Consider the following 20819-nt stretch of genomic DNA (forward strand, 5'->3'; position numbering starts at 1 on the left):
TATGTCGCACCAATCCGATCTGATCAGCGAAGACATCCTCGCCTACCTGGCCCAGCACGAGCGCAAGGAACTGCTGCGCTTCCTCACCTGCGGCAATGTCGACGACGGCAAGAGCACCCTGATTGGCCGCCTGCTGCACGACTCGAAGATGATCTACGAAGATCATCTGGAGGCCATCAGCCGCGACTCGAAAAAAGTCGGCACCACCGGTGACGACATCGATCTGGCGCTGCTGGTCGACGGCCTGCAGGCTGAGCGCGAGCAGGGCATCACCATCGATGTGGCGTACCGCTATTTCAGCACCGCCAAGCGCAAGTTCATCATCGCCGACACCCCCGGCCATGAGCAGTACACCCGCAATATGGCTACTGGCGCCTCCACCTGTGACCTGGCAATCATTCTGATCGATGCTCGTTACGGCGTGCAGACCCAGACCAAGCGCCACAGCTTTATTGCCTCGCTGCTCGGCATCAAGCACCTGGTGGTCGCGATCAACAAGATGGACCTCAAGGGCTTCGATCAGGGGGTGTTCGAGCAGATCAAGGCGGACTACCTGAAATTTGCCGAAGGCATCGCGCTCAAGCCGAGCTCGCTGCATTTCGTGCCGATGTCGGCGCTCAAGGGCGACAACGTGGTCAACCGCAGCGAGCGTTCGCCGTGGTACGACGGTCAGTCGTTGATGGAAATCCTCGAAAGCGTGGAAGTGGCCGGTGATCGCAACTTCACCGACCTGCGTTTCCCGGTTCAGTACGTCAACCGTCCGAACCTGAACTTCCGCGGTTTCGCTGGCACCTTGGCCAGCGGCATCGTGCGCAAGGGCGATGAAATCGTGGTGTTGCCTTCGGGCAAGGGCAGCCGGGTCAAGTCCATTGTCACTTTTGAAGGTGAGCTGGAGCATGCCGGCCCGGGCCAGGCGGTTACCCTGACGCTGGAAGACGAGATCGACGTCTCCCGCGGCGATATGCTGGTGCATGCCGACAACCGTCCGCAGGTGGTCGACAGCTTCGACGCCATGCTGGTGTGGATGGCCGAAGAGCCGATGCTGCCGGGCAAGAAATACGACATCAAGCGCGCCACCAGCTATGTGCCGGGCTCGATTGCCAGCATCACCCACCGGATTGATGTGAACACTCTGGAAGAGGGGGCGGCGAGCAGCCTGCAGCTCAACGAGATCGGCCAGGTGCGCATCGCTCTGGATGCCCCGATCGCGCTGGACGGCTATGCGCATAACCGCACCACTGGCTCGTTCATCGTGATCGACCGGTTGACCAATGGCACCGTCGGCGCCGGCATGATCGTCGCCAAACCGGTGAGTGCGCAGCACACCGATGGTCATCACGGCAAGCTTGCCCATGTATCGACCGAAGAACGCTCTGCGCGCTTCGGCCAGCAACCGGCGACCGTGTTGTTCAGCGGCTTGTCGGGCGCGGGCAAGAGCACCCTGGCCTATGCGGTTGAGCGCAAGCTGTTCGATATGGGGCGTGCGGTCTATGTACTGGACGGCCAGAACCTGCGCCATGACCTGAACAAGGGCCTGCCGCAGGATCGTGCCGGACGTACCGAGAACTGGCGCCGTGCCGCCCACGTGGCGCGCCAGTTCAACGAAGCTGGCCTGCTCACCCTGGCGGCCTTCGTTGCGCCGGATGCCGAAGGTCGCGAGCAGGCCAAGGTGCTGATCGGTGCCGAGCGTCTGCTCACCGTCTACGTACAGGCCTCACCGCAGGCCTGCGCCGAGCGCGACCCGCAAGGGCTGTACGCAGCGGGTGGCGATAACATCCCGGGCGACTCGTTCCCCTACGATGTGCCGCTGGATGCAGACTTGGTGATCGACACTCACAGCATGTCGGTAGAAGAAGGCGTCAAGCAGGTGCTGGCCCTGCTGCGTGAACGCGGCGCCATCTAACTGGTCGCGCCAATAAAAAGCCCCGCTATTTAGCGGGGCTTTTTTGTCTGGCTCTGCTCGGCTGACTAGATGCCAGCACAATCAACGCTTGCTTTTGATTCCGTAGTTTTCATCGAGCATGCCCGGGATATCGGCGGTTTTCGGCGCGTAGTCCTTGGGCGTTTCATGGTGCTTCGGCGGGGTCAGACGTTCGCGCTTTTCACCTTCCTCTGCATGCAGGGTGGCGAGCAGGCGCTGGCGGGTCAGTTCGTCGAGAGCCAGGCGGTTGGCACCCTCTGCCAGATGCTCCTGTACGTCCTGATAACCCTGGTTGAGTTTTTTCACCATGCTGGCGGTGGTGTTGAAATGACTGACGACATCGTTCTGGTAGGTGTCGAAGCGTTCCTGCATTTCGTCCAGCTTGCGCTGGCTGCCGCCAGGCGCGGCGTTAGGCGCGAGACGGGCGATCAGGAAGCCGATGGCAATGCCGACTACCAAAGTAATGGCCGGTAGTAACCAGGCTGTAAGCGTCTGTTCCACGAGTCCTTCCTCTCTATACGGCTTTGCTTTACGTTAACGGCTCGAACCTGCGCTGTATACCGCAATGCGATGCCGAGATGTTTACGGCGGTGTCTGCGGCGCAGGCAGTCAGCTAGACGAGTCGACCCTCTGAGAGGTCACGGAGTTCACTGTTGCTCACCCGCGAAACCCCGCTATTCATCGACGGCCCCTGCGGCCAACTGGAAGCCCTCTGGCTGGATACGCCCGACGCCCGCGGCGTTGCGCTGATCTGCCATCCCAATCCGGTGCAGGGCGGCACCATGCTCAACAAGGTCGTTTCGACGCTGCAGCGCACCGCACGCGATGCGGGGCTGGCCACGCTGCGGTTCAACTACCGCGGCGTTGGCGCCAGTGCTGGTAGCCACGATATGGCCAGTGGCGAGATCGACGACGCCGAGGCGGCGGCCCGCTGGCTGCGCGAGAAATACCCGCAGCTGCGGCTGACACTGCTGGGCTTTTCCTTTGGCGGCTTTGTTGCCGCCAGCCTGGGCGGTCGTCTGGAGGCGCAGGGCGTCGAGCTCGCGCAGCTGTTTATGGTGGCGCCGGCGGTAACCCGCTTGAGCGCGGAAAACGCGCCCGCACAGCGCTGCCCCTTGATTCTGATTCAACCCGAGGCGGACGAGGTGATTGACCCGCAAGCGGTTTATGCCTGGTCTGCCGGCCTTGGGCGTGCCCATGAACTGCTGAAAGTGGCAGAATGCGGCCACTTTTTTCACGGCAAGCTGACTGATCTCAAGGATCTGCTGCTGCCGCGCCTTTCGAACTGAGTTAAGCGACCGCCATGACCACTCGTATCCTTACCGGCATCACCACCACCGGCACGCCGCACCTGGGCAACTACGCGGGCGCAATTCGCCCGGCCATCGTCGCCAGTCGCGCAGCTGACGCGGACTCGTTCTACTTCCTGGCCGATTACCATGCCCTGATCAAATGTGACGAGCCGGCGCGCATCCAGCGTTCGCGTCTGGAAATCGCCGCGACCTGGCTGGCGCTTGGCCTGGATACCAACAAGGCAACCTTCTATCGCCAGTCGGATATTCCGGAAATCACCGAATTGTGCTGGCTGCTCACCTGTGTCGCTGGCAAGGGCCTGCTCAACCGTGCCCACGCCTACAAGGCGTCGGTGGACAAGAATGTCGAGCAGGGCGAAGACCCGGACGCCGGCATCACCATGGGCCTGTTCAGCTACCCGGTGCTGATGGCGGCGGACATTCTGCTGTTCAACGCGCACAAGGTGCCGGTCGGCCGCGACCAGATCCAGCATGTGGAAATGGCCCGCGATATCGCCCAGCGCTTCAATCACCTGTTCGGCAACGGTAAGGAACTGTTCACCTTGCCCGAGGCGGTGATCGAAGAAGACGTCGCGACCCTACCAGGCCTCGACGGGCGCAAGATGAGCAAGAGCTACGACAACACCATTCCCTTGTTCGGCAGCGCCAAGCAGCTCAAGGAAGCGGTCGCGCGTGTCGTCACCGACTCCCGGTTGCCGGGCGAACCGAAGGACCCGGATAGCGCGCACCTGTTCACCCTGTACCAGGCATTCGCCGCGCCGACCCAGCAGGCGGATTTTCGCGCCGAGCTGGTCGCCGGCATGGCTTGGGGCGAAGCCAAGCAGCGCCTGTGCCAGCTGCTGGAGGCCGAGCTGGGCGAGGCGCGCGAGCGTTATCACGCCTTGATCGCGCGGCCCGCCGATCTTGAGGACATCCTTATGGCCGGCGCCGCCAAGGCGCGCAAGATCGCCACGCCGTTTCTGGGTGAGTTGCGCGAGGCCGTGGGCCTGCGCTCCTTCCGCAGCCAGACTGCCAACGCCACGGGTGAGAAGAAGAAGGCCGGCAAGAGCGCCCGCTTCGTCAGCTTCCGTGAAGACGACGGCAGTTTCCGCTTCCGCTTGCTCGATGCAGCGGGCGAGCAGCTGTTGTTGTCCGCGCCATTTGCCGATGGCAAGGCGGCTGGTCAGGTGTGCAAGCGCCTGCAGGCCGGCGACGCGCTGGAGGTCAGAGAGCAGGGCGTCAGTTTCGGTATCTGGCTGGATGGCGAATGCGTGGCCTCGAGTCCTGAATTTGCCGACACTGCTGCGCGTGACGCCGCCATCGTCCGTTTGCGCGAGGCGCTGGCGCCACAGGAATAGCCGCAGTGGCGTAGCGGCGTGAGTGCAACTGGGTCGCTGCGAGTGAGCTACCGCTGACTTGAGCGAGCCCTGCTCTTCGCTCACACCATCCGCCGCCAAGCATGCGGTGCCGATTGCCAAGCCGCGGGGGCGTCGCTAAAGTGACGCCCCCGTTTTACTTGGCCGGCTAACGAATTATGACCCCCCTTGAACGCTACCAGGCTGACCTCAAGCGCCCCGAGTTCTTCCACGATGCCGCGCAGGAAACCGCTGTGCGCCATCTGCAGCGCCTGTATGACGACCTGGTTGCCGACGAGCAGAACAAGCCGGGGCTGCTGAGCAAACTGTTTGGTAAGAAGCAGCGCGAGCCGGTCAAGGGCCTGTACTTCTGGGGTGGGGTGGGCCGCGGCAAGACTTACCTGGTCGATACTTTTTTCGACGCGCTGCCATTCGAACGCAAGGTCCGCACGCACTTTCACCGGTTCATGAAGCGTGTGCACGAAGAGCTGAAAACCCTGAAGGGCGAGAAGAACCCGCTGACCATCATCGGCAAGCGTTTCGCCGACGAGGCTCGGGTGATCTGCTTCGACGAATTTTTCGTGTCCGACATTACCGACGCCATGATCCTCGCCACGCTTCTTGATGAGCTGTTCCAGAATGGCGTGACCCTGGTGGCGACCTCCAACATCGTGCCGGACGGTCTGTACAAGGATGGCTTGCAGCGCGCGCGCTTCCTGCCGGCAATTGCCCTGCTCAAGGCCCATACCGAGATCGTCAACGTCGACAGCGGGATCGACTACCGCCTGCGCGCGCTCGAGCAGGCCGAGCTGTTCCATTGGCCACTGGGTGCCGAGGCCGAGGCCAGCTTGCAGAAGAGCTTCACCAGCCTGCTGCCGGAACACTGCAAGGTGCAGGAAAACGAGCCGCTGATGATCGAGAACCGTGCGATAGTGGCGCGCAAGATGGGCGACGACGTGGCCTGGTTCGATTTTCGCGAGCTGTGCGACGGCCCACGCAGCCAGAACGACTACATCGAGCTGGGCAAGATCTTCCATGCGGTTTTGCTGGCCAACGTCGAGCAGATGGGCGTGGCCAAGGAAGATATGGCGCGGCGTTTCATCAACCTGGTGGATGAGTTCTACGACCGCAACGTCAAGCTGATCATTTCTGCGGAAGTTGAACTGAAGGACCTGTATAGCGGCGGGCGTTTGAACTTCGAATTTCAGCGCACCCTCAGCCGCCTGCTGGAGATGCAGTCCCACGAATTTCTCTCCCGCGCGCACAAGCCCTAAGGCTCGGTGCGTCTCAGACAAAGGCCGCCTTGAGCGGCCTTTTGTTTTGCGCAGTCAGCCGTGGTTTTCCTTGTGCTGGAACTGGCGGCGGTACTGATTGGGCGATAGGTCGGTGTGCTGGCGAAACAGCCGCGCAAAGAAACTGGCGTCGTCGTAGCCGACTTCGTAGCTGATGGTCTTGATGCTCTTGCGAGTTGCGCTGAGCAAACCCTTGGCCGTCTCGATGCGCAGGCGTTGCAGGTAATGCAGTGGCTTGTCGCCCGTGGCCGCCTGGAAGCGCCGCATGAAGTTGCGGATGCTCATGCCGTGCTCGCGCGCCACGTCCTCGAAGCGGAACTTGTCGGCGAAATGGTCTTCCAGCCACTGCTGGATCTGCAGGATGGTCAGGTCGTGGTGCAGCTTCTGGCCGCCGAAGCCGATACGCCCCGGCGCGTAGTTGCGCTGCACCTCATAAAGAATGTCGCGGGCCACGCCCTGGGCCACGCTGGCGCCGCAGAAGCGCTCGATCAGGTAGATGTACAGGTCGCAGGCGGAGGTAACCCCACCGGCGCAGTAGAGGTTGTCAGCGTCGGACAGGTGCTTTTCCTGGTTCAGCAGCACCTTGGGAAAACGCTCGGCGAACTCGCTGAAAAAGCGCCAGTAGGTGGTCGCTTCCTTACCGTCGAGCAAGCCGGCCTCGGCCATCCAGAACACTCCAGTGGCTTCCCCGCAAATCGCGCTACCGGCGGCGTGGCGTTGCTTGAGCCAGTCCAGCACCTGCGGGTGGCGACCGCTGAGCGCATCGAAGTCGTCCCAGAACGCTGGCAGGATGATCACGTCAGCCTCGTCGAGCGGGCCGTCGACCGGCATCAATACGTCGCTGAAGCTGCGCACGGGTTGGCCGTCAGGGCTCACCAGATTGATTTCGAATGTCGGCTTCAGGCCCAGGCCCTGTTGTTTGCCGTAGCGCAGGCTGGCCATGTGGAAGAAGTCCTTGGCCTGCATCAGCGTCGATGCGAACACCCCGTCGGTGGCCAGGATGCTGACGCGCTTGAGGGCGGCTGAGTGCGATGTGCTCATGCTCGTTTCTTCTTGTTGGTATGCCGTGAAAGAGGCATCTCGCGGACCAGGTGGTAAAGCGGTCAGGATGCGGCTGGATCGTCTTATTTTTTGGCATTTGTGTCCAGTGTGACCAAGCATTTGCTTGGCTAAAGTCATGTCCTCGATTCCGTCCTTACTTTCCAGGTGCAAGCATGATCCCCAGAACCCTGTTCAATTCCGACCATGAACTGTTCCGCGACAGCGTACGCAGGTTCCTTGAGCAGGAGGCGGTACCGTTCCACCAGCAGTGGGAGAAGGACGGCCATGTCGATCGCCAGCTCTGGAACAAGGCCGGCGAGGCCGGCCTGCTCTGCTCCCACGTGCCTGAGGAATATGGCGGCATGTCGGCTGACTTCCTCTACAGCACGGTAGTGATCGAGGAAATCGGCCGCCTTGGGTTGACCGGCATCGGCTTCTCTCTGCATTCAGATATCGTTGCGCCTTACCTGCTGCACTACGGCAGCGAAGCGCTGAAGCAGAAATACCTGCCGAAGCTGGTATCAGGCGAAATGGTGACCGCCATTGCCATGACCGAACCGGGTGCTGGTTCCGACCTGCAAGGGGTGAAAACCACCGCGCTGCTGGATGGCGACGAGTACGTAATCAACGGCTCGAAGACCTTCATCACCAACGGCTTCCTGGCTGACCTGGTGATCGTCGTCGCCAAGACCGATCCGAAGGCTGGCGCCAAGGGCACCAGCCTGTTTCTCGTTGAGGCAAATACGCCCGGTTTCGCCAAGGGCAAGCGCTTGGAAAAGGTTGGCATGAAAGCCCAGGACACCTCCGAGCTGTTCTTCCAGGACGTGCGCGTGCCCAAGGAAAACCTGCTCGGCCAGGCCGGCATGGGCTTCGCCTACCTGATGCAGGAGTTGCCGCAAGAGCGCCTGACCGTTGGCATCGGTGCGCTGGCATCGGCGGAAGCTGCGCTCCAATGGACGCTCGATTACACCCGCGAACGCAAGGCGTTCGGCAAGGCTATCGGCGATTTCCAGAACACCCGCTTCAAGCTTGCGGAAATCGCCACCGAGATTCAGGTTGGGCGGGTGTTCGTCGATCGCTGTCTGGAGCTGCATCTGCAGGGCAAACTGGATGTGCCGACTGCCGCGATGCTCAAGTACTGGGGGACGGATTTGCAATGCAAGGTGCTTGATGAGTGCGTGCAGCTGCACGGTGGTTACGGCTATATGTGGGAGTACCCGGTTGCACGGGCCTGGGCCGACGCCCGAGTACAGCGGATCTACGCCGGCACCAACGAAATCATGAAGGAAATTATCGCCCGGTCGCTCTGACGCCCCGCTTATCGATTGTGGTCAGAGGTTTGGGCGAACTTGGTCGCGCTCCGGTGGCTCCAAGGCTGAAATGCCTGGAGCCTGCCAATGACGTCATTACGCGAACGCGCTGCAAACCCATTTCCTGATTGGGACGGCAGCGCTGCCGCCGCGCGAGAGCTGCAAAAGCGTCTTGCGCTGCAGGTGCGACTGGAAGACGACTATCCGCCGTTGCGTCTGCTCGCAGGGGTTGATGTCGGTTTCGAGGAGGGTGGCACCATCACCCGGGCTGCGGCCATTCTGCTTGACGCGCACACGCTCGAGCCACTCGCCGAATGCGTTTCGCGCATCCCAACCAATATGCCTTACGTGCCCGGGCTGCTCTCGTTCCGCGAGCTGCCTGCGTTGCTGGAAGCGCTTGCGGGCCTGCCGCATGAGCCTGATCTGGTGTTTGTTGACGGTCAGGGTATTGCCCATCCGCGCGGGCTAGGTATCGCCGCGCATCTGGGCGTTGTCAGTGGCTTGCCGACGATTGGCGTGGCGAAGAAGATCCTGACCGGCACTCATGCGGCGTTGCCCGAGCAGCGCGGTGCGCAGGTACCCTTGCTGGATCGAGGCGGCTGCCCGATCGGCTGGGTGCTGCGCAGTAAGGATAGGGTGCGGCCGCTGATCGTTTCGCCGGGTAATCGGGTCAGCCTCGAGCGGACGCCAGAGCTGGTGATGACATGCGTGCGCCGTCATCGCCTACCTGAACCCACCCGGCTGGCCGACCGCCTGGCGTCACGGCGGGACGTCGATCACGGTCAGCAGCCGTTGTTCTAGGCGAGGTTAGGGGGCAGGGTTGGGTTGCTGCAGATGAATGGCCTCGATTCCCGCGAGCACTTCTTCGGGCAGTTGCAGCTTGGCACTGGCCAGGTTGCTATCCAGCTGCTCCAGGGAAGTGGCGCCGATGATATTGCTGGTCACGAACGGCTGGGCGGTGACGAACGCCAGCGCCATCTGCGCCGGGTCCAGACCATGCTCGCGCGCGAGTGCGACGTAGCGCGAGCAGGCTGCCTCGGATTGCGCGTTGGTGTAGCGGGCGAAGCGGCTGAACAGGCTGATGCGGGCATTGGCAGGGCGGGCGCCGCCTTCGTATTTGCCAGAAAGCATGCCGAATGCCAGCGGTGAATAGGCCAGCAGACCGCAGGCTTCGCGAATCGCGATTTCCGCCAGGCCGACTTCGAAGCTGCGGTTGAGCAGGTTGTAAGGGTTCTGGATTGACGCCACTCGCGGCCAGCCGCGCTGCTCCGCCAGTTGCAGGAATTTCATGGTTCCCCATGGCGTTTCGTTGGACAGGCCGATATGGCGGATCTTGCCGGCCTTAACCTGTTCATCAAGAACTTCCAGGGTTTCCTCCAGTGGCGTGAATTCACTGTCGCGGTGCTTGTAGCCCAGTTGTCCGAAGAAATTGGTCGGGCGCTCCGGCCAGTGCAACTGGTAGAGGTCGATCCAGTCCGTCTGCAGGCGTTTCAGGCTAGCGTCCAGCGCAGCCACTATGTGCTCGCGGTTATGTTTGAGTGAGCCGCCGCGGATGTAATCGATGCCGTTTCCAGGGCCGGCGATCTTGCTGGCCAGTACCCAGTCCGCACGACCACCGTGCTGTTTGAAGTAGTCGCCGATGATCTGCTCGGTTTTGCTGTAGGTCTGCGCGCGGGGCGGTACCGGATACATTTCGGCGGTGTCGATGAAGTTGATGCCACAGGCTTTGGCCCGCTCGATCTGAGCAAATGCATCAGCCGCGTTATTCTGTTCGCCCCACGTCATCGTGCCCAGGCAGAGGGCGCTGACGTTCAAATCCGTACGGCCCAGTTGGCGGTAATCCATCGGGTGCTCCTTTCGCAAAACACCCATACAAGCAGGTTGAATTTATTTTCGCAATCTGCATAATTGCGCACCTCTTTCTGCAGTGGAAGTGATGCGCCGCCTGCCGAAGAATCTTGCCGTGTACGGACGCGCTGACCCGAGCCCCCGATAGCGTCTGTTTTCGGCTGCCTTTGACTTGTCAAAGTAAGCACTATTCAGTAAGATCCGCCGTCTTATTTATCAGGGCGGCCCCTGAGGCTATAAAGAATGAAAACTTTTACTGCTAAACCGGAAACAGTTAAGCGCGACTGGTTCGTCGTCGACGCTGCGGGTCAGACCCTGGGTCGTCTGGCTACCGAAGTTGCCAGCCGTCTGCGTGGCAAGCACAAGCCTGAATACACTCCGCACGTTGATACCGGTGACTACATCGTCATCATCAATGCTGAGCAGATTCGCGTTACCGGTGCCAAGACCACTGACAAGATGTACTACTCCCACTCCGGTTTCCCGGGCGGCATCAAGTCGATCAACTTCGAAAAGCTGATCGCTAAAGCCCCTGAGCGCGTGATCGAGACCGCGGTTAAAGGCATGCTGCCGAAGAACCCGCTGGGTCGCGACATGTATCGTAAGCTGAAAGTGTACGCGGGCGCTGCTCACCCCCACACTGCTCAGCAGCCCCAAGAACTGAAGTTTTAACGGAATAGTTCATTATGTCGGCGACTCAAAATTACGGCACTGGCCGTCGCAAGACTGCAACCGCTCGCGTTTTCCTGCGTGCGGGTACTGGCAAGATATCCATCAACAACCGCACTCTCGATGGTTTCTTCGGTCGCGAAACTGCCCGCATGGTAGTTCGTCAGCCGCTGGAGCTGGTTGAGATGACCGAGAAGTTCGACGTCTACGTTACCGTTATCGGTGGCGGAGTGAGTGGTCAGGCTGGCGCAATCCGCCACGGTATTACTCGCGCACTGATGGACTACGACGAGGCCTTGCGCCCAGCGCTGCGCAAAGCCGGTTTCGTGACTCGCGATGCCCGTGAAGTTGAACGTAAGAAGGTTGGTCTGCGTAAAGCGCGTAAGCGTCCGCAGTACTCCAAGCGTTAATTCGCTATCTGCGTTCCAAAACGCCCAGCTTCCTAGCGGAACTGGGCGTTTTTTATGGGCGCAGAAAGGGTGTGCGGCATCATGCCGCAGGCCTCGGCGCCACGTGCTACGCGGCGTTAAGTCCTTGCAGGCCGGGTAATTACCTTGTCAGAAAAGGGGCATTTCATTACCATTTGGCGAATTTTTTGCGCTACCCGATATTTTCTAAGTAGAGGCCTGACCAACAGGCCGCAAAGCTGATGGGAGACGACTGAATGAGCAATGACGGCGTGAATGCAGGCCGACGTCGCTTCTTAGTGGCGGCCACCTCCGTGGTGGGCGCTGCTGGAGCGGTGGGTGCGGCGGTCCCATTCGTGGGGTCGTGGTTCCCGAGCGCCAAGGCCAAGGCTGCCGGAGCGCCTGTAAAGGTGAACGTCAGCAAAATCGAGCCGGGCCAGCAGATGGTTGCCGAGTGGCGGGGGCAGCCGGTGTTCATCGTGCGCCGCACCGAAGAGATCCTCAGCAATCTGGTAAAGCTCGAACCGCAGTTGGCCGACGTCGACTCTCAGTCTTCTGTGCAGCCGACCTATGTCGATCCCAAGACCCGCTCCATTAAGCCGGAGTTGCTACTGCTGGTCGGGCTCTGCACACACCTGGGCTGTGCGCCATCTTTCCGTCCGGAAGTCGCGCCCGCCGACCTAGGGGCCGAATGGGTGGGCGGCTATTTCTGCCCATGCCACGGTTCCCGTTATGACCTCGCTGGCCGGGTTTACAAAGGGCAGCCTGCGCCCTTGAACCTGCCGGTACCGCCGCACACTTACGAGTCGGATGATGTGATCATCATCGGTGTGGACCAGGAGCAAGCATAATGAGTAAGTTCATGGAATGGGTGGATGCGCGCTTCCCGGCGACCAAGATGTGGGAAGACCATCTGAGCAAGTATTACGCACCGAAGAATTTCAACTTCTTCTATTTTTTCGGCTCCCTGGCGCTGCTGGTGCTGGTCAATCAGATCGTCACCGGCGTGTGGCTGACCATGAGCTACACACCTTCGGCCGAAGAGGCATTCGCCTCGGTCGAATACATCATGCGTGACGTTGAGTACGGCTGGATTCTGCGCTATCTGCACTCGACCGGTGCTTCTGCGTTCTTCGTCGTGGTTTATCTGCACATGTTCCGCGGTCTGCTCTATGGCTCTTACCAGAAGCCACGCGAGTTGGTGTGGATCTTCGGCATGCTGATCTACCTGATGTTGATGGCTGAAGCATTCATGGGCTATCTGCTGCCATGGGGACAGATGTCCTATTGGGGTGCGCAGGTCATCATCTCGCTGTTCGGTGCCATTCCCGTAGTCGGTGATGCACTGACCCAGTGGATTCGCGGCGACTACCTGATCTCCGGAATCACCCTGAACCGCTTCTTCGCGTTGCACGTTGTCGCGTTGCCGATCGTGATTCTAGGCCTGGTGGTGCTGCATATTCTGGCACTGCACGAGGTAGGTTCGAACAACCCGGATGGTGTCGACATCAAGAAGTTCAAGGACGAGAACGGCAAGCCGCTCGACAGCATCGCCTTCCATCCGTACTACACGGTGAAGGACATCGTTGGCGTCGTGGTCTTCCTGTTCATCTTCTGCTTCGTGGTGTTCTTCTTCCCGGAAATGGGTGGTTATTTCCTTGAGAAGCCGAACTTCGAAGCGGCCAATCCATTCAAGACGCCTGAGCACATCGCGCCGGTGTGGTACTTCACTCCGTTCTACGCGATTCTTCGCGCGGTGCCGGACAAGCTGCTAGGCGTAATTGCCATGGGGGCTGCCATTGCCGTGCTGTTCGTGCTGCCTTGGCTGGACCGGAGCCCTGTGAAGTCGATGCGCTACAAGGGTTGGATGAGCAAGGTGTGGTTGCTGATCTTCTGCGTCTCCTTCGTGATTCTCGGCGTTCTGGGTGTGCTATCGCCAACCCCGGGCCGTACGCTGCTGTCGCAGGTTTGTACGTTCCTGTACTTCGCGTACTTCATCCTGATGCCGTTCTACACCAAACTCGAGAAGACCAAACCGGTTCCGGAAAGGGTGACTGGCTGATGAAAAAGCTATTTGCTGCACTAGTACTCGTTGCAATGCCGGCACTGGCTTTGGGAGCGGGCAGCGGTTATCCGCTGGATCACGTTGATATCGATCTGACTGACAAGGCTGCGATGCAGGATGGCGCGCGGACGTTCGCCAACTACTGCATGGGCTGTCACTCCGCTCAATACCAGCGCTATGAGCGTGTCGCTGACGACCTGGGTATTCCCCATGAAGTCATGATGGACAACTTGGTATTCAGTGATGCCAAGATCGGCGATCACATGAAAATTGGTATGAGCGCCGATGACGCCAAGGCTTGGTTCGGTGCTGCGCCGCCTGACCTGACCCTGGTTGCCCGGGTAAGGGGCACGGACTGGTTGTACACCTACCTGCGTACGTTCTATGACGATCCGACTCGTCCGCTTGGCTCCAACAACAAGGTATTCCCGAACGTTGGGATGCCGAACGTACTGGTTGGCCTGCAAGGTCGTCAGTATATCGGTTGCAAGCAGGTGCAAGTGGTTGAAGAGGGAAAGAAGCAATTCGATCCACTCACCGGTACGCCGATCACCCACGAAGCTTGCGACCAGCTGACTATCGAGCCTAAGACCGGCGCGCTTAGCGAAGAAGAGTTCGACGAGAAGATCAAGAACCTGGTCACCTTCATGGCCTACTCCGCTAACCCGGTGAAGCTGGAAAGTCGTCGCATCGGCACTTACGTGTTGCTCTATCTTGCCTTCTTCTTCGTGTTCGCCTACCTGCTCAAGCGCGAATTCTGGAAGGACGTGCATTAATCTGCTGTTTCCCCCCGTTGTTGATCTGCGCGCCCTTCTGGGCGCGCAGATTTTTCTGCCTGCAAATAACCTAAATAAGCGAGGAGGATCGCCATGGGCGTAACCAATAGGTTGGCCTGCTATTCCGACCCCGCCGACCACTATTCCCACCGCGTACGAATCGTGCTCGCCGAGAAGGGTGTCAGCGCCGAGATCATCAGTGTCAAGCCGGGCCAGTGTCCGCCGAAGCTGCTGGAGGTCAATCCGTATGCCAGCTTGCCGACCCTGGTGGACCGCGACCTGGCGCTTTACGAGTCGACGGTGGTGATGGAATACCTGGATGAGCGTTATCCGCATCCGCCATTGCTACCGGTTTATCCTGTTGCAAGGGCCAATAGCCGGCTTCTGATTCACCGGATCCAGCGCGACTGGTGCAATCTGGTCGATCAGATACTGGATCCGCGCAGCAAGGAGCCTGCTCGCGTGCAAGCACGCAAAGAGCTGCGCGAAAGTCTGACGGGAGTGTCGCCGCTGTTTGCCGACAAGGCCTACTTTCTCAGTGATGAGATCAGCCTGGTGGATTGTTGCCTACTGCCAATCCTGTGGCGCTTGCCGCTATTGGGTATCGAGTTGCCGAAGCCTGCCAAGCCGCTGCTCGACTACATGGACCGGCAGTTCGCACGCGAAGCCTTTCAGGTCAGCCTGTCCCCGATTGAACGCGATATGCGTTGAATGCTTCCTGGCTCACAGGCGGTGCCTGTGGCCAGGTAGATGGACAAGCCGGCGCGCAAACGCCGCGTCATATTTGTTGAAAGAGGGCGACCCTAAGAAGTCGGCTGGTCTCTCTTCTTTCAGATTCTGCCTTACTAACCTTCGCTCGCCATCTGTGCATGGCAGTAAAGCTGAGGAGATATCGATGGACTCCAGTCGCCCCTATCTGATCCGCGCGCTTTATGAATGGATTGTCGATAACGATTGCACCCCCCACCTGCTGGTCAACTCCGAGCTTCCTGGCGTGCAGGTGCCGCCGGGCTTTGCGAGCGACGGGCAGATTGTCCTAAACGTCTCGCCTAGCGCAGTCCGCCATTTGCATATGGATAATGAGGCAGTGAGTTTTGAAGGTCGTTTCGGTGGCATCGCACATAGCCTGTACGTGCCGACTGCTGCAGTGCTGGCGATTTATGCGCGGGAAAATGGCCAAGGCATGGTGTTTGAGCTGGAGCCACCAGTAGGTGATACCGCTGAAGGCGATGAGGACGACCAGGGGCCGGACGATGAGCCGCCACGTCCGAGCGGGCGACCCAGCCTGAAAGTGGTGAAGTGATAAAAAAGGCGATCCGAGGATCGCCTTTTTTATTGGGTCGGGATCAGTTGGTGTACTGGAACAGCTTGACGATCTTTTGCACGCCGCCAACGCTCTGCACGAGGTTGGTCGCGCTGTTGGCTTCCTGACGGGAAACCAGGCCGAGCAGATACACGATCCCGTTCTCGGTAACCACCTTGATGCGGGTGCCAGGCACAGTGCTGTCAGCCAGCATCTGGGTCTTGATCTTCGAGGTCAGCAGTGAATCGTTGCTGCGCACCAGCAGCGAGGTAGGGCGCGCCACCTGCAGCTCGTTATGGACCTTGGTGACGTTCTGCACCTTGCGCGCAGCCTGTTCGGCAGCCGTTTTCAGCTCGGCGCGCGGGGTCTGGCCCGCCAGCAGGACCACGCCGTTATAGCTGGTAACGATGATCCGCGACGTTGGGCTCGCCAGGTCGGTATGCGCGCGTTCGACGTTGGCGCTGACTTGCGGTGCGATGAACTGGTCGTCGATCTTGTTGCCGATGCTGCGACTGCCGCAGCCGGCCAGGCTGAGGCTGAGGCTGAATGCCAGGGTAACGAGGATCAGCGAAAGGCGGGTCATTCTTCACTCCCAAACAGTTGACGGTCGATCAGGTCGCACAGACAGTGAATTGCCAGCAGGTGGACTTCCTGAATGCGTGCGGTGACTTTCGAGGGGACGCGGATCTCCACGTCCTCGGGTAGCAGCAGCGACGCCATGCCGCCGCCGTCGCGGCCGGTCAGTGCGACAACGGTCATTTCACGATCGTGGGCCGCCTGGATGGCCTGGATGACGTTCGCCGAATTGCCGCTGGTGGAAATCGCCAGCAGCACATCGCCGGGTTGACCCAGCGCGCGAATTTGCTTGGAGAACACCTCGTTGTAGCTGTAGTCATTGGCGATCGAGGTAATCGTCGAACTGTCGGTGGTCAGCGCAATGGCCGGCAGGCTAGGGCGCTCGCGCTCGAAACGGTTGAGCAGCTCAGAAGAGAAATGCTGAGCATCTCCCGCCGACCCGCCGTTGCCGCAGGACAGTATCTTGCCCTCGTTGAGCAGCGCGTGAACCATGGCCTTGCTGCCGTGTTCGATGAACGGAATAAGCACTTCCATGGCCTGTTGCTTGGTTTCAATACTGGCTAGGAACAGCTGACGAATGCGGGCTTGCATGTCCATCGGGGAATAACCTTCAGTGTGGTGCCGTTCAGGTATCGAAGGCGTTTTGAATCCAGTTCAGTTGCGGGGGTGATTTGCCATCAGCGCTGATGGCGATCACGTCGAAGCGGCACGGGTGTTTGGCCCAGCGCGATTCCTTCTGCAGAAAGTGCAGGGCAGCCAGCGTCAATTTCTCACGCTTGCGCGCATCCACGCTTTCCACTGCGCCGCCCCAGGCCGTGTGCCGCCGGTAGCGAACCTCGACGAATACTACTGTATCGGCGTCAAGCATGACCAGATCGAGCTCGCCGCGCCGGCAGCTCCAGTTCTGCGCCAGCAAGCGCAGCCCCTGCTGCTCGAGGTGCCGGCGCGCGAGCGCTTCGGCCGCCTCGCCGCTGCTTTGCGTGCTGACGCGCTCGGTCAATTGAGCGTAGCTGGCAGGCGTTGTAATTGGCCGTCACGAATCTGCGCCCAGGGCAGCTGACGCTCGATTCGTTGCGCTGGGTTCAGGCCAAGCGTGCCGGACAGACCCTCGATTCGGGTATCCGGCAGGGCCTTCAGCTGATTCAGACGCGACGTCAGGCGATAGGCGTCGACGCCCATCGCATAGAGACGACCCATGCTGCCGTTGGCCTGCGGCCATTGGCTGCTGACCTGCTGGCGCAGCGGATCGTTAGCATCCAGCAGCCACGGGGTTTCGCAGAACATGATGCCGTCCATGTCCTGATACTGGGCTTGGCTGAGGGCGCCGGTGTACAGGTGCGACGTGGCGTACACCGGAACATCGCCGGCGTACTGGAAGGCCAGCGTCGGCTTGATTTGCTGCGCTTGCTGCGGTGTGGCGGCGAGGAAAATGAAGTCGATGTCCTGGCGGCGGGACGGTTGGCTTGCCACGTCGGTGCCCAGCGCGTCGTTCAGGCGTTCGCTGCGTGCTTCGCTTTCACGCAGCTGGAACAGGTTGGCGATCTGCTTGGCCAGCTCGACGGGTTGGTCAACGTGCTCGGCTGCAATCAGAGTGCCGCCCTGTGCCTGCCAGCTCTGCCTGAATGCGTCCAGCACTCGATCACCCCACTCACCACGCGGCACCAGGGCCACGGCGCGGCGCATGCCGTCAGCCCAGGCGCGACTGGCTACCTCGCGCGCTTCATCTTCGGCGGCGAGGCCGAATTGGAACAACTGGGCCGGACCTTCCTGGCCGGGTTCGCTGTAGTTCAGGGCCAGTGTCGGAATGGGCAGTTGTTCGCGGTCGCTCAACTGCTTGACCAAAGGCTTTTCCAGAGGGCCGATGACCAGCTGTACGCCAGCCGCCTGCGCCTGGCGGTAGAACTCGTCGAGCGAGCCCATGCGCGAGCTGTCATAGAGCTGAATGTTCGGTGGATTCTGGCCGCTTTGCTGGGCCTGGTAATGGGCCGCGAGGAAACCGTCGCGCAATGCGCGAGCGACCGAGGCCAGTTGGCCCTCCTGGGGTAACAGCAGGGCTATTTCAGTCAGGGGCTGAGTCGACAGTTGCTGCAGCTTGCTCAAGGCTTCCGGCAATTGAATGGCGGCAGGGTGATTGGGGTTCTGCGCTTGCCAGTCCTTGATGGCCGCCTGCTGCAGCTCCAGGGTGCCGGCCAGTTTGGTTGCGCGTGCCAGCGCCATCCAGCCACTCAGGTCAGCGTCCGCACCGCCTTGCAGTTGCTCGACGGGTAAGCTGGATACCAGCTCCCAGATGCTTTCGCGGTTTTGATCGGCGGTGGTTCCGCTCAGCAGCGGCGCTATGAAGACGCGCTCGCGCGCTGCATCAAGAATTCGCCCGTCCTTTTGCAAGGCGCTCGCGCGAACCGATTGGGTACGCACCTGCTGCTCGACGGGCAGCTCGCCCAGGCGCAGCAGGCTTGGGTGGTCCAGAGCGCCGAGTGCGGCTTTGGGTTGGTTGCGGGCCAGCGCCAATTCTGCCATCAGCGTACTGGCGAAAACCTGCTGGGCCGGTTTCAGGCCCTCAAGCTGCACCTGCTCGAGAATGCTGCTGGCACGGCCATAATCCTTCTGCTGGAAAGCCGTGTCGGCGGCCGACAGTCGCAGCAGCGCCGCTTGTTCCGGTTCGCTTTCGGCCGCTTGCTGGAGCATCTGTTCGATGCTGCCTTGCGGAATTCGCGGCAATTCGCCCAGGTTGGATGACGGCGATCCGGCGCAGGCTGTAAGCAGCCCGGCGAGGCAGAGGGCATAAAAAAGGCGCAGGCAGACGATCATGTAAGCGTTCCTGGTACTTGCTCTAATGAGCGTTGGATTGTACCTGCGCACTGGCCCCGGCGCGATCTCGAAGGGCTGAAACGGGCTACAATGCGCGCTTTGCACTCTTCAGAGGCTTGTTTCGTGACCACTCCCGGTGCTCCGAATCCCGTACCTGGCACCCTTTATGTGGTGGCCACTCCCATTGGTAATCTGGATGACATCAGTGCACGGGCGCTCAGCGTTCTGCGTAGCGTTGCCCTTATTGCTGCGGAAGATACCCGGCACTCTGCGCGCCTGATGCAGCATTTCGGCATCGGGACGCCGTTGGCTGCTTGTCATGAACACAACGAGCGCGACCACGGCAGTCGGTTCATTGCTCGGTTACAAACCGGTGATGACATTGCATTGATCTCCGATGCCGGTACCCCGTTGATTTCCGATCCGGGCTATCACCTGGTGCGCCAGGCGCGAGCGGTCAATATCACCGTGGTGCCCATTCCAGGGGCCTGCGCGCTGATCGCGGCGTTATCAGCGGCGGGGTTGCCGTCCGACCGCTTTATCTTCGAGGGCTTTCTCCCGGCCAAGACCGCTGGTCGTCGTGCTCGGCTTGAGCAGGTCAAGGAGGAGTCACGCACGCTGATTTTCTACGAAGCGCCGCATCGCATTCTTGAATGCTTAGAGGATATGAGTGCGGTATTCGGTGCTGAGCGTCCGGCACTCCTGGCGCGGGAAATCAGCAAGACCTTCGAAACGCTCAAAGGTCTGCCGCTGGGCGAACTGAGCGCCTGGGTCGCATCGGACAGCAACCAGCAGCGTGGCGAATGCGTAGTGGTGGTGGCAGGCTGGCAGGCGCCGGCGGACGATTCGGCGGTCAGTGCCGAAGCATTGCGAGTCCTTGATTTGCTCCTGCAGGAATTGCCGCTCAAGCGCGCGGCAGCGCTGGCGGCAGAGATTACCGGGGTGCGCAAAAACCTGTTGTATCAAGTGGCGTTGGAGCGGCAGAAAGACGCTTGAGCTTGTCCTGCAGGGCGTGTGCCGTTACCCTTGCCCGCGGAGAGTCGATCGGACAGTCGCTGCCGTGTTTCGTTCTGCGGGATGCGGGGGAGGAAAGTCCGGGCTCCATAGGGCGGAGTGCCAGGTAACGCCTGGGGGGCGTGAGCCTACGGAAAGTGCCACAGAAAATAACCGCCTAAGCGCTTCGGTGCCGGTAAGGGTGAAAAGGTGCGGTAAGAGCGCACCGCGCGACTGGTAACAGTTCGTGGCTAGGCAAACCCCACTCGGAGCAAGACCAAATAGGGTTCCATTGGCGTGGCCCGCGCTGGAACCGGGTAGGTTGCTAAAGGCGTGCAGTGATGTACGCCGTAGAGGAATGACTGTCCTCGACAGAACCCGGCTTACAGATCGACTCTCCACCTTTCATTGTTTCAATCGCTGTACTCTTCCCCTTCGTAATACCAAAAAAATCTTACTCTTAATAAATCACTTTAAGTTTGAAGTGCAGCTCTTTGTGTTGCCTTAAAACTCGCTGTCGATATCTGCGTTATTTGTGCTTTCTCCTTCCTGTTTAGTTCCTAAATTCCCGTTCTATAAGGATTTTTCCCGCTGAGCGCGCCTTGACGGTGCGGTGCCGGCGTTCCTATAGTGTGCGCCAGTGGTAAGAAGTGGCATGAAGTGGGTTTTTTTGGGCATGGATAGCTAATAAAAGGGGAAGCGCAGTCGTGTTTCGCGGAGCTAACGCTATAAGTCTCGACGCCAAAGGGCGCCTCGCGATGCCAAGTCGGTATCGGGATGAGCTCGTCTCGCGTTGTGCCGGCCAGCTTATCGTCACGATTGACGCCATCGACCCTTGCCTGTGCGTCTACCCACTGGCCGAGTGGGAATTAATAGAAGCCAAGCTGCGGGAGCTGGCTTCGTTTCGCGAAGAAAACCGCCGTCTGCAGCGTTTGCTGATCGGCAATGCGGTAGATCTGGAGCTGGATGCCAGTGGCCGCTTCCTGGTGCCACCACGTTTGCGCGAATACGCCAAGCTGGACAAGCGCGCGATGCTGGTCGGCCAACTCAATAAATTTCAGTTGTGGGACGAAGATGCCTGGAATGCTGTGGCGGACGCCGATCTGGCGGCCATCAAGCAGCCGGGTGCATTGTCTGACGACCTGCGCGACTTGATCCTGTGA

22 protein-coding genes and 1 other RNA gene are annotated in these 20819 nt (G+C 60.2%); 16 read left to right on the forward strand and 7 right to left on the reverse strand.

What is annotated here, in order from left to right; genetic code table 11:
- Position 1 precedes the first annotated feature (1 nt).
- Entirely contained in the window at positions 2 to 1903 is a 1902-nt protein-coding gene (cysN, locus tag ACX0MV_RS05100) for a sulfate adenylyltransferase subunit CysN (protein WP_458981396.1), read from the forward strand.
- Positions 1904 to 1984: 81 nt separating this feature from the next.
- On the opposite strand, the gene ACX0MV_RS05105 is transcribed toward cysN, so the two are convergent.
- A complete protein-coding gene (locus ACX0MV_RS05105; RefSeq protein ID WP_458981397.1) occupies positions 1985 to 2422 on the reverse strand; it encodes a Z-ring associated ZapG family protein in 438 nt (145 codons plus the stop codon).
- A 152-nt stretch (positions 2423 to 2574) separates the two neighbouring features.
- On the opposite strand from ACX0MV_RS05105, the gene ACX0MV_RS05110 reads away from it, so the two are divergent.
- From ACX0MV_RS05110 to zapE, 3 genes are all read left to right on the forward strand, one after another.
- Entirely contained in the window at positions 2575 to 3210 is a 636-nt protein-coding gene (locus ACX0MV_RS05110) for an alpha/beta hydrolase (RefSeq protein ID WP_458981398.1), read from the forward strand.
- A 14-nt stretch (positions 3211 to 3224) separates the two neighbouring features.
- A complete protein-coding gene (locus ACX0MV_RS05115; RefSeq protein WP_458981399.1) occupies positions 3225 to 4571 on the forward strand; it encodes a tryptophan--tRNA ligase in 1347 nt (448 codons plus the stop codon).
- Positions 4572 to 4747: 176 nt separating this feature from the next.
- Positions 4748 to 5842, forward strand: coding sequence for a cell division protein ZapE (gene zapE / locus ACX0MV_RS05120; RefSeq protein WP_458981400.1), 1095 nt, complete (start codon positions 4748 to 4750; stop codon positions 5840 to 5842).
- 54 nt (positions 5843 to 5896) lie between these two features.
- Here the strand turns inward: zapE and ACX0MV_RS05125 are convergent, their stop codons facing one another.
- Positions 5897 to 6802 (reverse strand): GlxA family transcriptional regulator, encoded by a 906-nt coding sequence (locus ACX0MV_RS05125; RefSeq protein ID WP_458981763.1) that lies wholly within the window; start codon positions 6800 to 6802, stop codon positions 5897 to 5899.
- A 272-nt stretch (positions 6803 to 7074) separates the two neighbouring features.
- On the opposite strand from ACX0MV_RS05125, the gene ACX0MV_RS05130 reads away from it, so the two are divergent.
- Positions 7075 to 8211, forward strand: coding sequence for an acyl-CoA dehydrogenase family protein (locus ACX0MV_RS05130; RefSeq protein WP_458981401.1), 1137 nt, complete (start codon positions 7075 to 7077; stop codon positions 8209 to 8211).
- A gap of 87 nt (positions 8212 to 8298) precedes the next feature.
- The gene (gene nfi, locus ACX0MV_RS05135) at positions 8299 to 9012 is read left to right on the forward strand and encodes a deoxyribonuclease V (protein WP_458981402.1); all 714 of its coding nucleotides are present in this window, start codon (positions 8299 to 8301) and stop codon (positions 9010 to 9012) included.
- Between the two features lie 6 nt (positions 9013 to 9018).
- Here the strand turns inward: nfi and ACX0MV_RS05140 are convergent, their stop codons facing one another.
- A complete protein-coding gene (locus ACX0MV_RS05140) occupies positions 9019 to 10056 on the reverse strand; it encodes an NADP(H)-dependent aldo-keto reductase (RefSeq protein WP_458981403.1) in 1038 nt (345 codons plus the stop codon).
- A gap of 246 nt (positions 10057 to 10302) precedes the next feature.
- Here ACX0MV_RS05140 and rplM point away from each other — a divergent pair, with 246 nt between their 5' ends.
- The 7 genes from rplM to ACX0MV_RS05175 all read left to right on the forward strand — a co-directional run bounded on the left by rplM (position 10303) and on the right by ACX0MV_RS05175 (position 15279).
- The gene (gene rplM, locus ACX0MV_RS05145; protein WP_090249152.1) at positions 10303 to 10731 is read left to right on the forward strand and encodes a 50S ribosomal protein L13; all 429 of its coding nucleotides are present in this window, start codon (positions 10303 to 10305) and stop codon (positions 10729 to 10731) included.
- A 14-nt stretch (positions 10732 to 10745) separates the two neighbouring features.
- Positions 10746 to 11138, forward strand: a complete 393-nt coding sequence (gene rpsI, locus ACX0MV_RS05150) for a 30S ribosomal protein S9 (RefSeq protein ID WP_298135649.1) — start codon at positions 10746 to 10748, stop codon at positions 11136 to 11138.
- Positions 11139 to 11392: 254 nt separating this feature from the next.
- Positions 11393 to 11986 carry a ubiquinol-cytochrome c reductase iron-sulfur subunit gene (gene petA / locus ACX0MV_RS05155; RefSeq protein WP_458981404.1) on the forward strand — a complete coding sequence of 198 codons (594 nt, stop codon included), beginning with the start codon at positions 11393 to 11395 and terminating at the stop codon, positions 11984 to 11986.
- Positions 11986 to 13197 carry a cytochrome b gene (locus ACX0MV_RS05160; protein ID WP_458981405.1) on the forward strand — a complete coding sequence of 404 codons (1212 nt, stop codon included), beginning with the start codon at positions 11986 to 11988 and terminating at the stop codon, positions 13195 to 13197. Before petA ends, ACX0MV_RS05160 begins: the two co-directional genes overlap by 1 nt.
- Positions 13197 to 13976 carry a cytochrome c1 gene (locus ACX0MV_RS05165; protein WP_458981406.1) on the forward strand — a complete coding sequence of 260 codons (780 nt, stop codon included), beginning with the start codon at positions 13197 to 13199 and terminating at the stop codon, positions 13974 to 13976. The genes ACX0MV_RS05160 and ACX0MV_RS05165 overlap by 1 nt, the downstream gene beginning before the upstream one ends.
- A 93-nt stretch (positions 13977 to 14069) precedes the next feature.
- Positions 14070 to 14687: a glutathione S-transferase N-terminal domain-containing protein gene (locus ACX0MV_RS05170; RefSeq protein WP_458981407.1), complete on the forward strand. Its 618-nt coding sequence runs from the start codon at positions 14070 to 14072 to the stop codon at positions 14685 to 14687.
- A gap of 184 nt (positions 14688 to 14871) precedes the next feature.
- Positions 14872 to 15279 carry a ClpXP protease specificity-enhancing factor gene (locus ACX0MV_RS05175; protein ID WP_458981408.1) on the forward strand — a complete coding sequence of 136 codons (408 nt, stop codon included), beginning with the start codon at positions 14872 to 14874 and terminating at the stop codon, positions 15277 to 15279.
- A 43-nt stretch (positions 15280 to 15322) separates the two neighbouring features.
- Here the strand turns inward: ACX0MV_RS05175 and ACX0MV_RS05180 are convergent, their stop codons facing one another.
- Genes ACX0MV_RS05180 through ACX0MV_RS05195 form a run of 4 tightly spaced genes read right to left on the reverse strand, consistent with a single transcriptional unit; the run spans position 15323 to position 18663 of the window.
- Positions 15323 to 15862 carry a BON domain-containing protein gene (locus tag ACX0MV_RS05180; RefSeq protein WP_458981409.1) on the reverse strand — a complete coding sequence of 180 codons (540 nt, stop codon included), beginning with the start codon at positions 15860 to 15862 and terminating at the stop codon, positions 15323 to 15325.
- The gene (locus ACX0MV_RS05185) at positions 15859 to 16452 is read right to left on the reverse strand and encodes a phosphoheptose isomerase (RefSeq protein ID WP_458981410.1); all 594 of its coding nucleotides are present in this window, start codon (positions 16450 to 16452) and stop codon (positions 15859 to 15861) included. The genes ACX0MV_RS05180 and ACX0MV_RS05185 overlap by 4 nt, the downstream gene beginning before the upstream one ends.
- Before the next feature lie 28 nt (positions 16453 to 16480).
- Positions 16481 to 16855 carry a YraN family protein gene (locus ACX0MV_RS05190; protein WP_458981411.1) on the reverse strand — a complete coding sequence of 125 codons (375 nt, stop codon included), beginning with the start codon at positions 16853 to 16855 and terminating at the stop codon, positions 16481 to 16483.
- Positions 16852 to 18663 carry a penicillin-binding protein activator gene (locus tag ACX0MV_RS05195; protein ID WP_458981412.1) on the reverse strand — a complete coding sequence of 604 codons (1812 nt, stop codon included), beginning with the start codon at positions 18661 to 18663 and terminating at the stop codon, positions 16852 to 16854. Before ACX0MV_RS05195 ends, ACX0MV_RS05190 begins: the two co-directional genes overlap by 4 nt.
- A 90-nt stretch (positions 18664 to 18753) precedes the next feature.
- On the opposite strand from ACX0MV_RS05195, the gene rsmI reads away from it, so the two are divergent.
- From rsmI to mraZ, 3 genes are all read left to right on the forward strand, one after another.
- On the forward strand, positions 18754 to 19659 hold the full coding sequence (gene rsmI / locus ACX0MV_RS05200) for a 16S rRNA (cytidine(1402)-2'-O)-methyltransferase (RefSeq protein WP_458981413.1): 906 nt from the start codon (positions 18754 to 18756) through the stop codon (positions 19657 to 19659).
- Between the two features lie 40 nt (positions 19660 to 19699).
- Positions 19700 to 20058: RNase P RNA component class A (gene rnpB / locus ACX0MV_RS05205), an RNA gene on the forward strand.
- 305 nt (positions 20059 to 20363) lie between these two features.
- Positions 20364 to 20819: a division/cell wall cluster transcriptional repressor MraZ gene (mraZ, locus tag ACX0MV_RS05210; protein WP_069517860.1), complete on the forward strand. Its 456-nt coding sequence runs from the start codon at positions 20364 to 20366 to the stop codon at positions 20817 to 20819.

The organism is Pseudomonas cistanchae (genome assembly GCF_054483635.1).

What these genes read in the sequence shown, in the direction of transcription:
- cysN (WP_458981396.1), top strand. Translation starts at nt 2, where the DNA reads ATGTCGCACCAATCCGATCTGATCAGCGAAGACATCCTCGCCTACCTG.
- ACX0MV_RS05115 (WP_458981399.1), top strand. Translation starts at nt 3,225, where the DNA reads ATGACCACTCGTATCCTTACCGGCATCACCACCACCGGCACGCCGCAC.
- zapE (WP_458981400.1), top strand. Translation starts at nt 4,748, where the DNA reads ATGACCCCCCTTGAACGCTACCAGGCTGACCTCAAGCGCCCCGAGTTC.
- ACX0MV_RS05125 (WP_458981763.1), bottom strand. Translation starts at nt 6,802, where the DNA reads ATGGCCAGCCTGCGCTACGGCAAACAACAGGGCCTGGGCCTGAAGCCG.
- ACX0MV_RS05130 (WP_458981401.1), top strand. Translation starts at nt 7,075, where the DNA reads ATGATCCCCAGAACCCTGTTCAATTCCGACCATGAACTGTTCCGCGAC.
- nfi (WP_458981402.1), top strand. Translation starts at nt 8,299, where the DNA reads ATGACGTCATTACGCGAACGCGCTGCAAACCCATTTCCTGATTGGGAC.
- ACX0MV_RS05140 (WP_458981403.1), bottom strand. Translation starts at nt 10,056, where the DNA reads ATGGATTACCGCCAACTGGGCCGTACGGATTTGAACGTCAGCGCCCTC.
- rplM (WP_090249152.1), top strand. Translation starts at nt 10,303, where the DNA reads ATGAAAACTTTTACTGCTAAACCGGAAACAGTTAAGCGCGACTGGTTC.
- rpsI (WP_298135649.1), top strand. Translation starts at nt 10,746, where the DNA reads ATGTCGGCGACTCAAAATTACGGCACTGGCCGTCGCAAGACTGCAACC.
- petA (WP_458981404.1), top strand. Translation starts at nt 11,393, where the DNA reads ATGAGCAATGACGGCGTGAATGCAGGCCGACGTCGCTTCTTAGTGGCG.
- ACX0MV_RS05160 (WP_458981405.1), top strand. Translation starts at nt 11,986, where the DNA reads ATGAGTAAGTTCATGGAATGGGTGGATGCGCGCTTCCCGGCGACCAAG.
- ACX0MV_RS05165 (WP_458981406.1), top strand. Translation starts at nt 13,197, where the DNA reads ATGAAAAAGCTATTTGCTGCACTAGTACTCGTTGCAATGCCGGCACTG.
- ACX0MV_RS05170 (WP_458981407.1), top strand. Translation starts at nt 14,070, where the DNA reads ATGGGCGTAACCAATAGGTTGGCCTGCTATTCCGACCCCGCCGACCAC.
- ACX0MV_RS05175 (WP_458981408.1), top strand. Translation starts at nt 14,872, where the DNA reads ATGGACTCCAGTCGCCCCTATCTGATCCGCGCGCTTTATGAATGGATT.
- ACX0MV_RS05180 (WP_458981409.1), bottom strand. Translation starts at nt 15,862, where the DNA reads ATGACCCGCCTTTCGCTGATCCTCGTTACCCTGGCATTCAGCCTCAGC.
- ACX0MV_RS05185 (WP_458981410.1), bottom strand. Translation starts at nt 16,452, where the DNA reads ATGGACATGCAAGCCCGCATTCGTCAGCTGTTCCTAGCCAGTATTGAA.
- ACX0MV_RS05195 (WP_458981412.1), bottom strand. Translation starts at nt 18,663, where the DNA reads ATGATCGTCTGCCTGCGCCTTTTTTATGCCCTCTGCCTCGCCGGGCTG.
- rsmI (WP_458981413.1), top strand. Translation starts at nt 18,754, where the DNA reads ATGCGCGCTTTGCACTCTTCAGAGGCTTGTTTCGTGACCACTCCCGGT.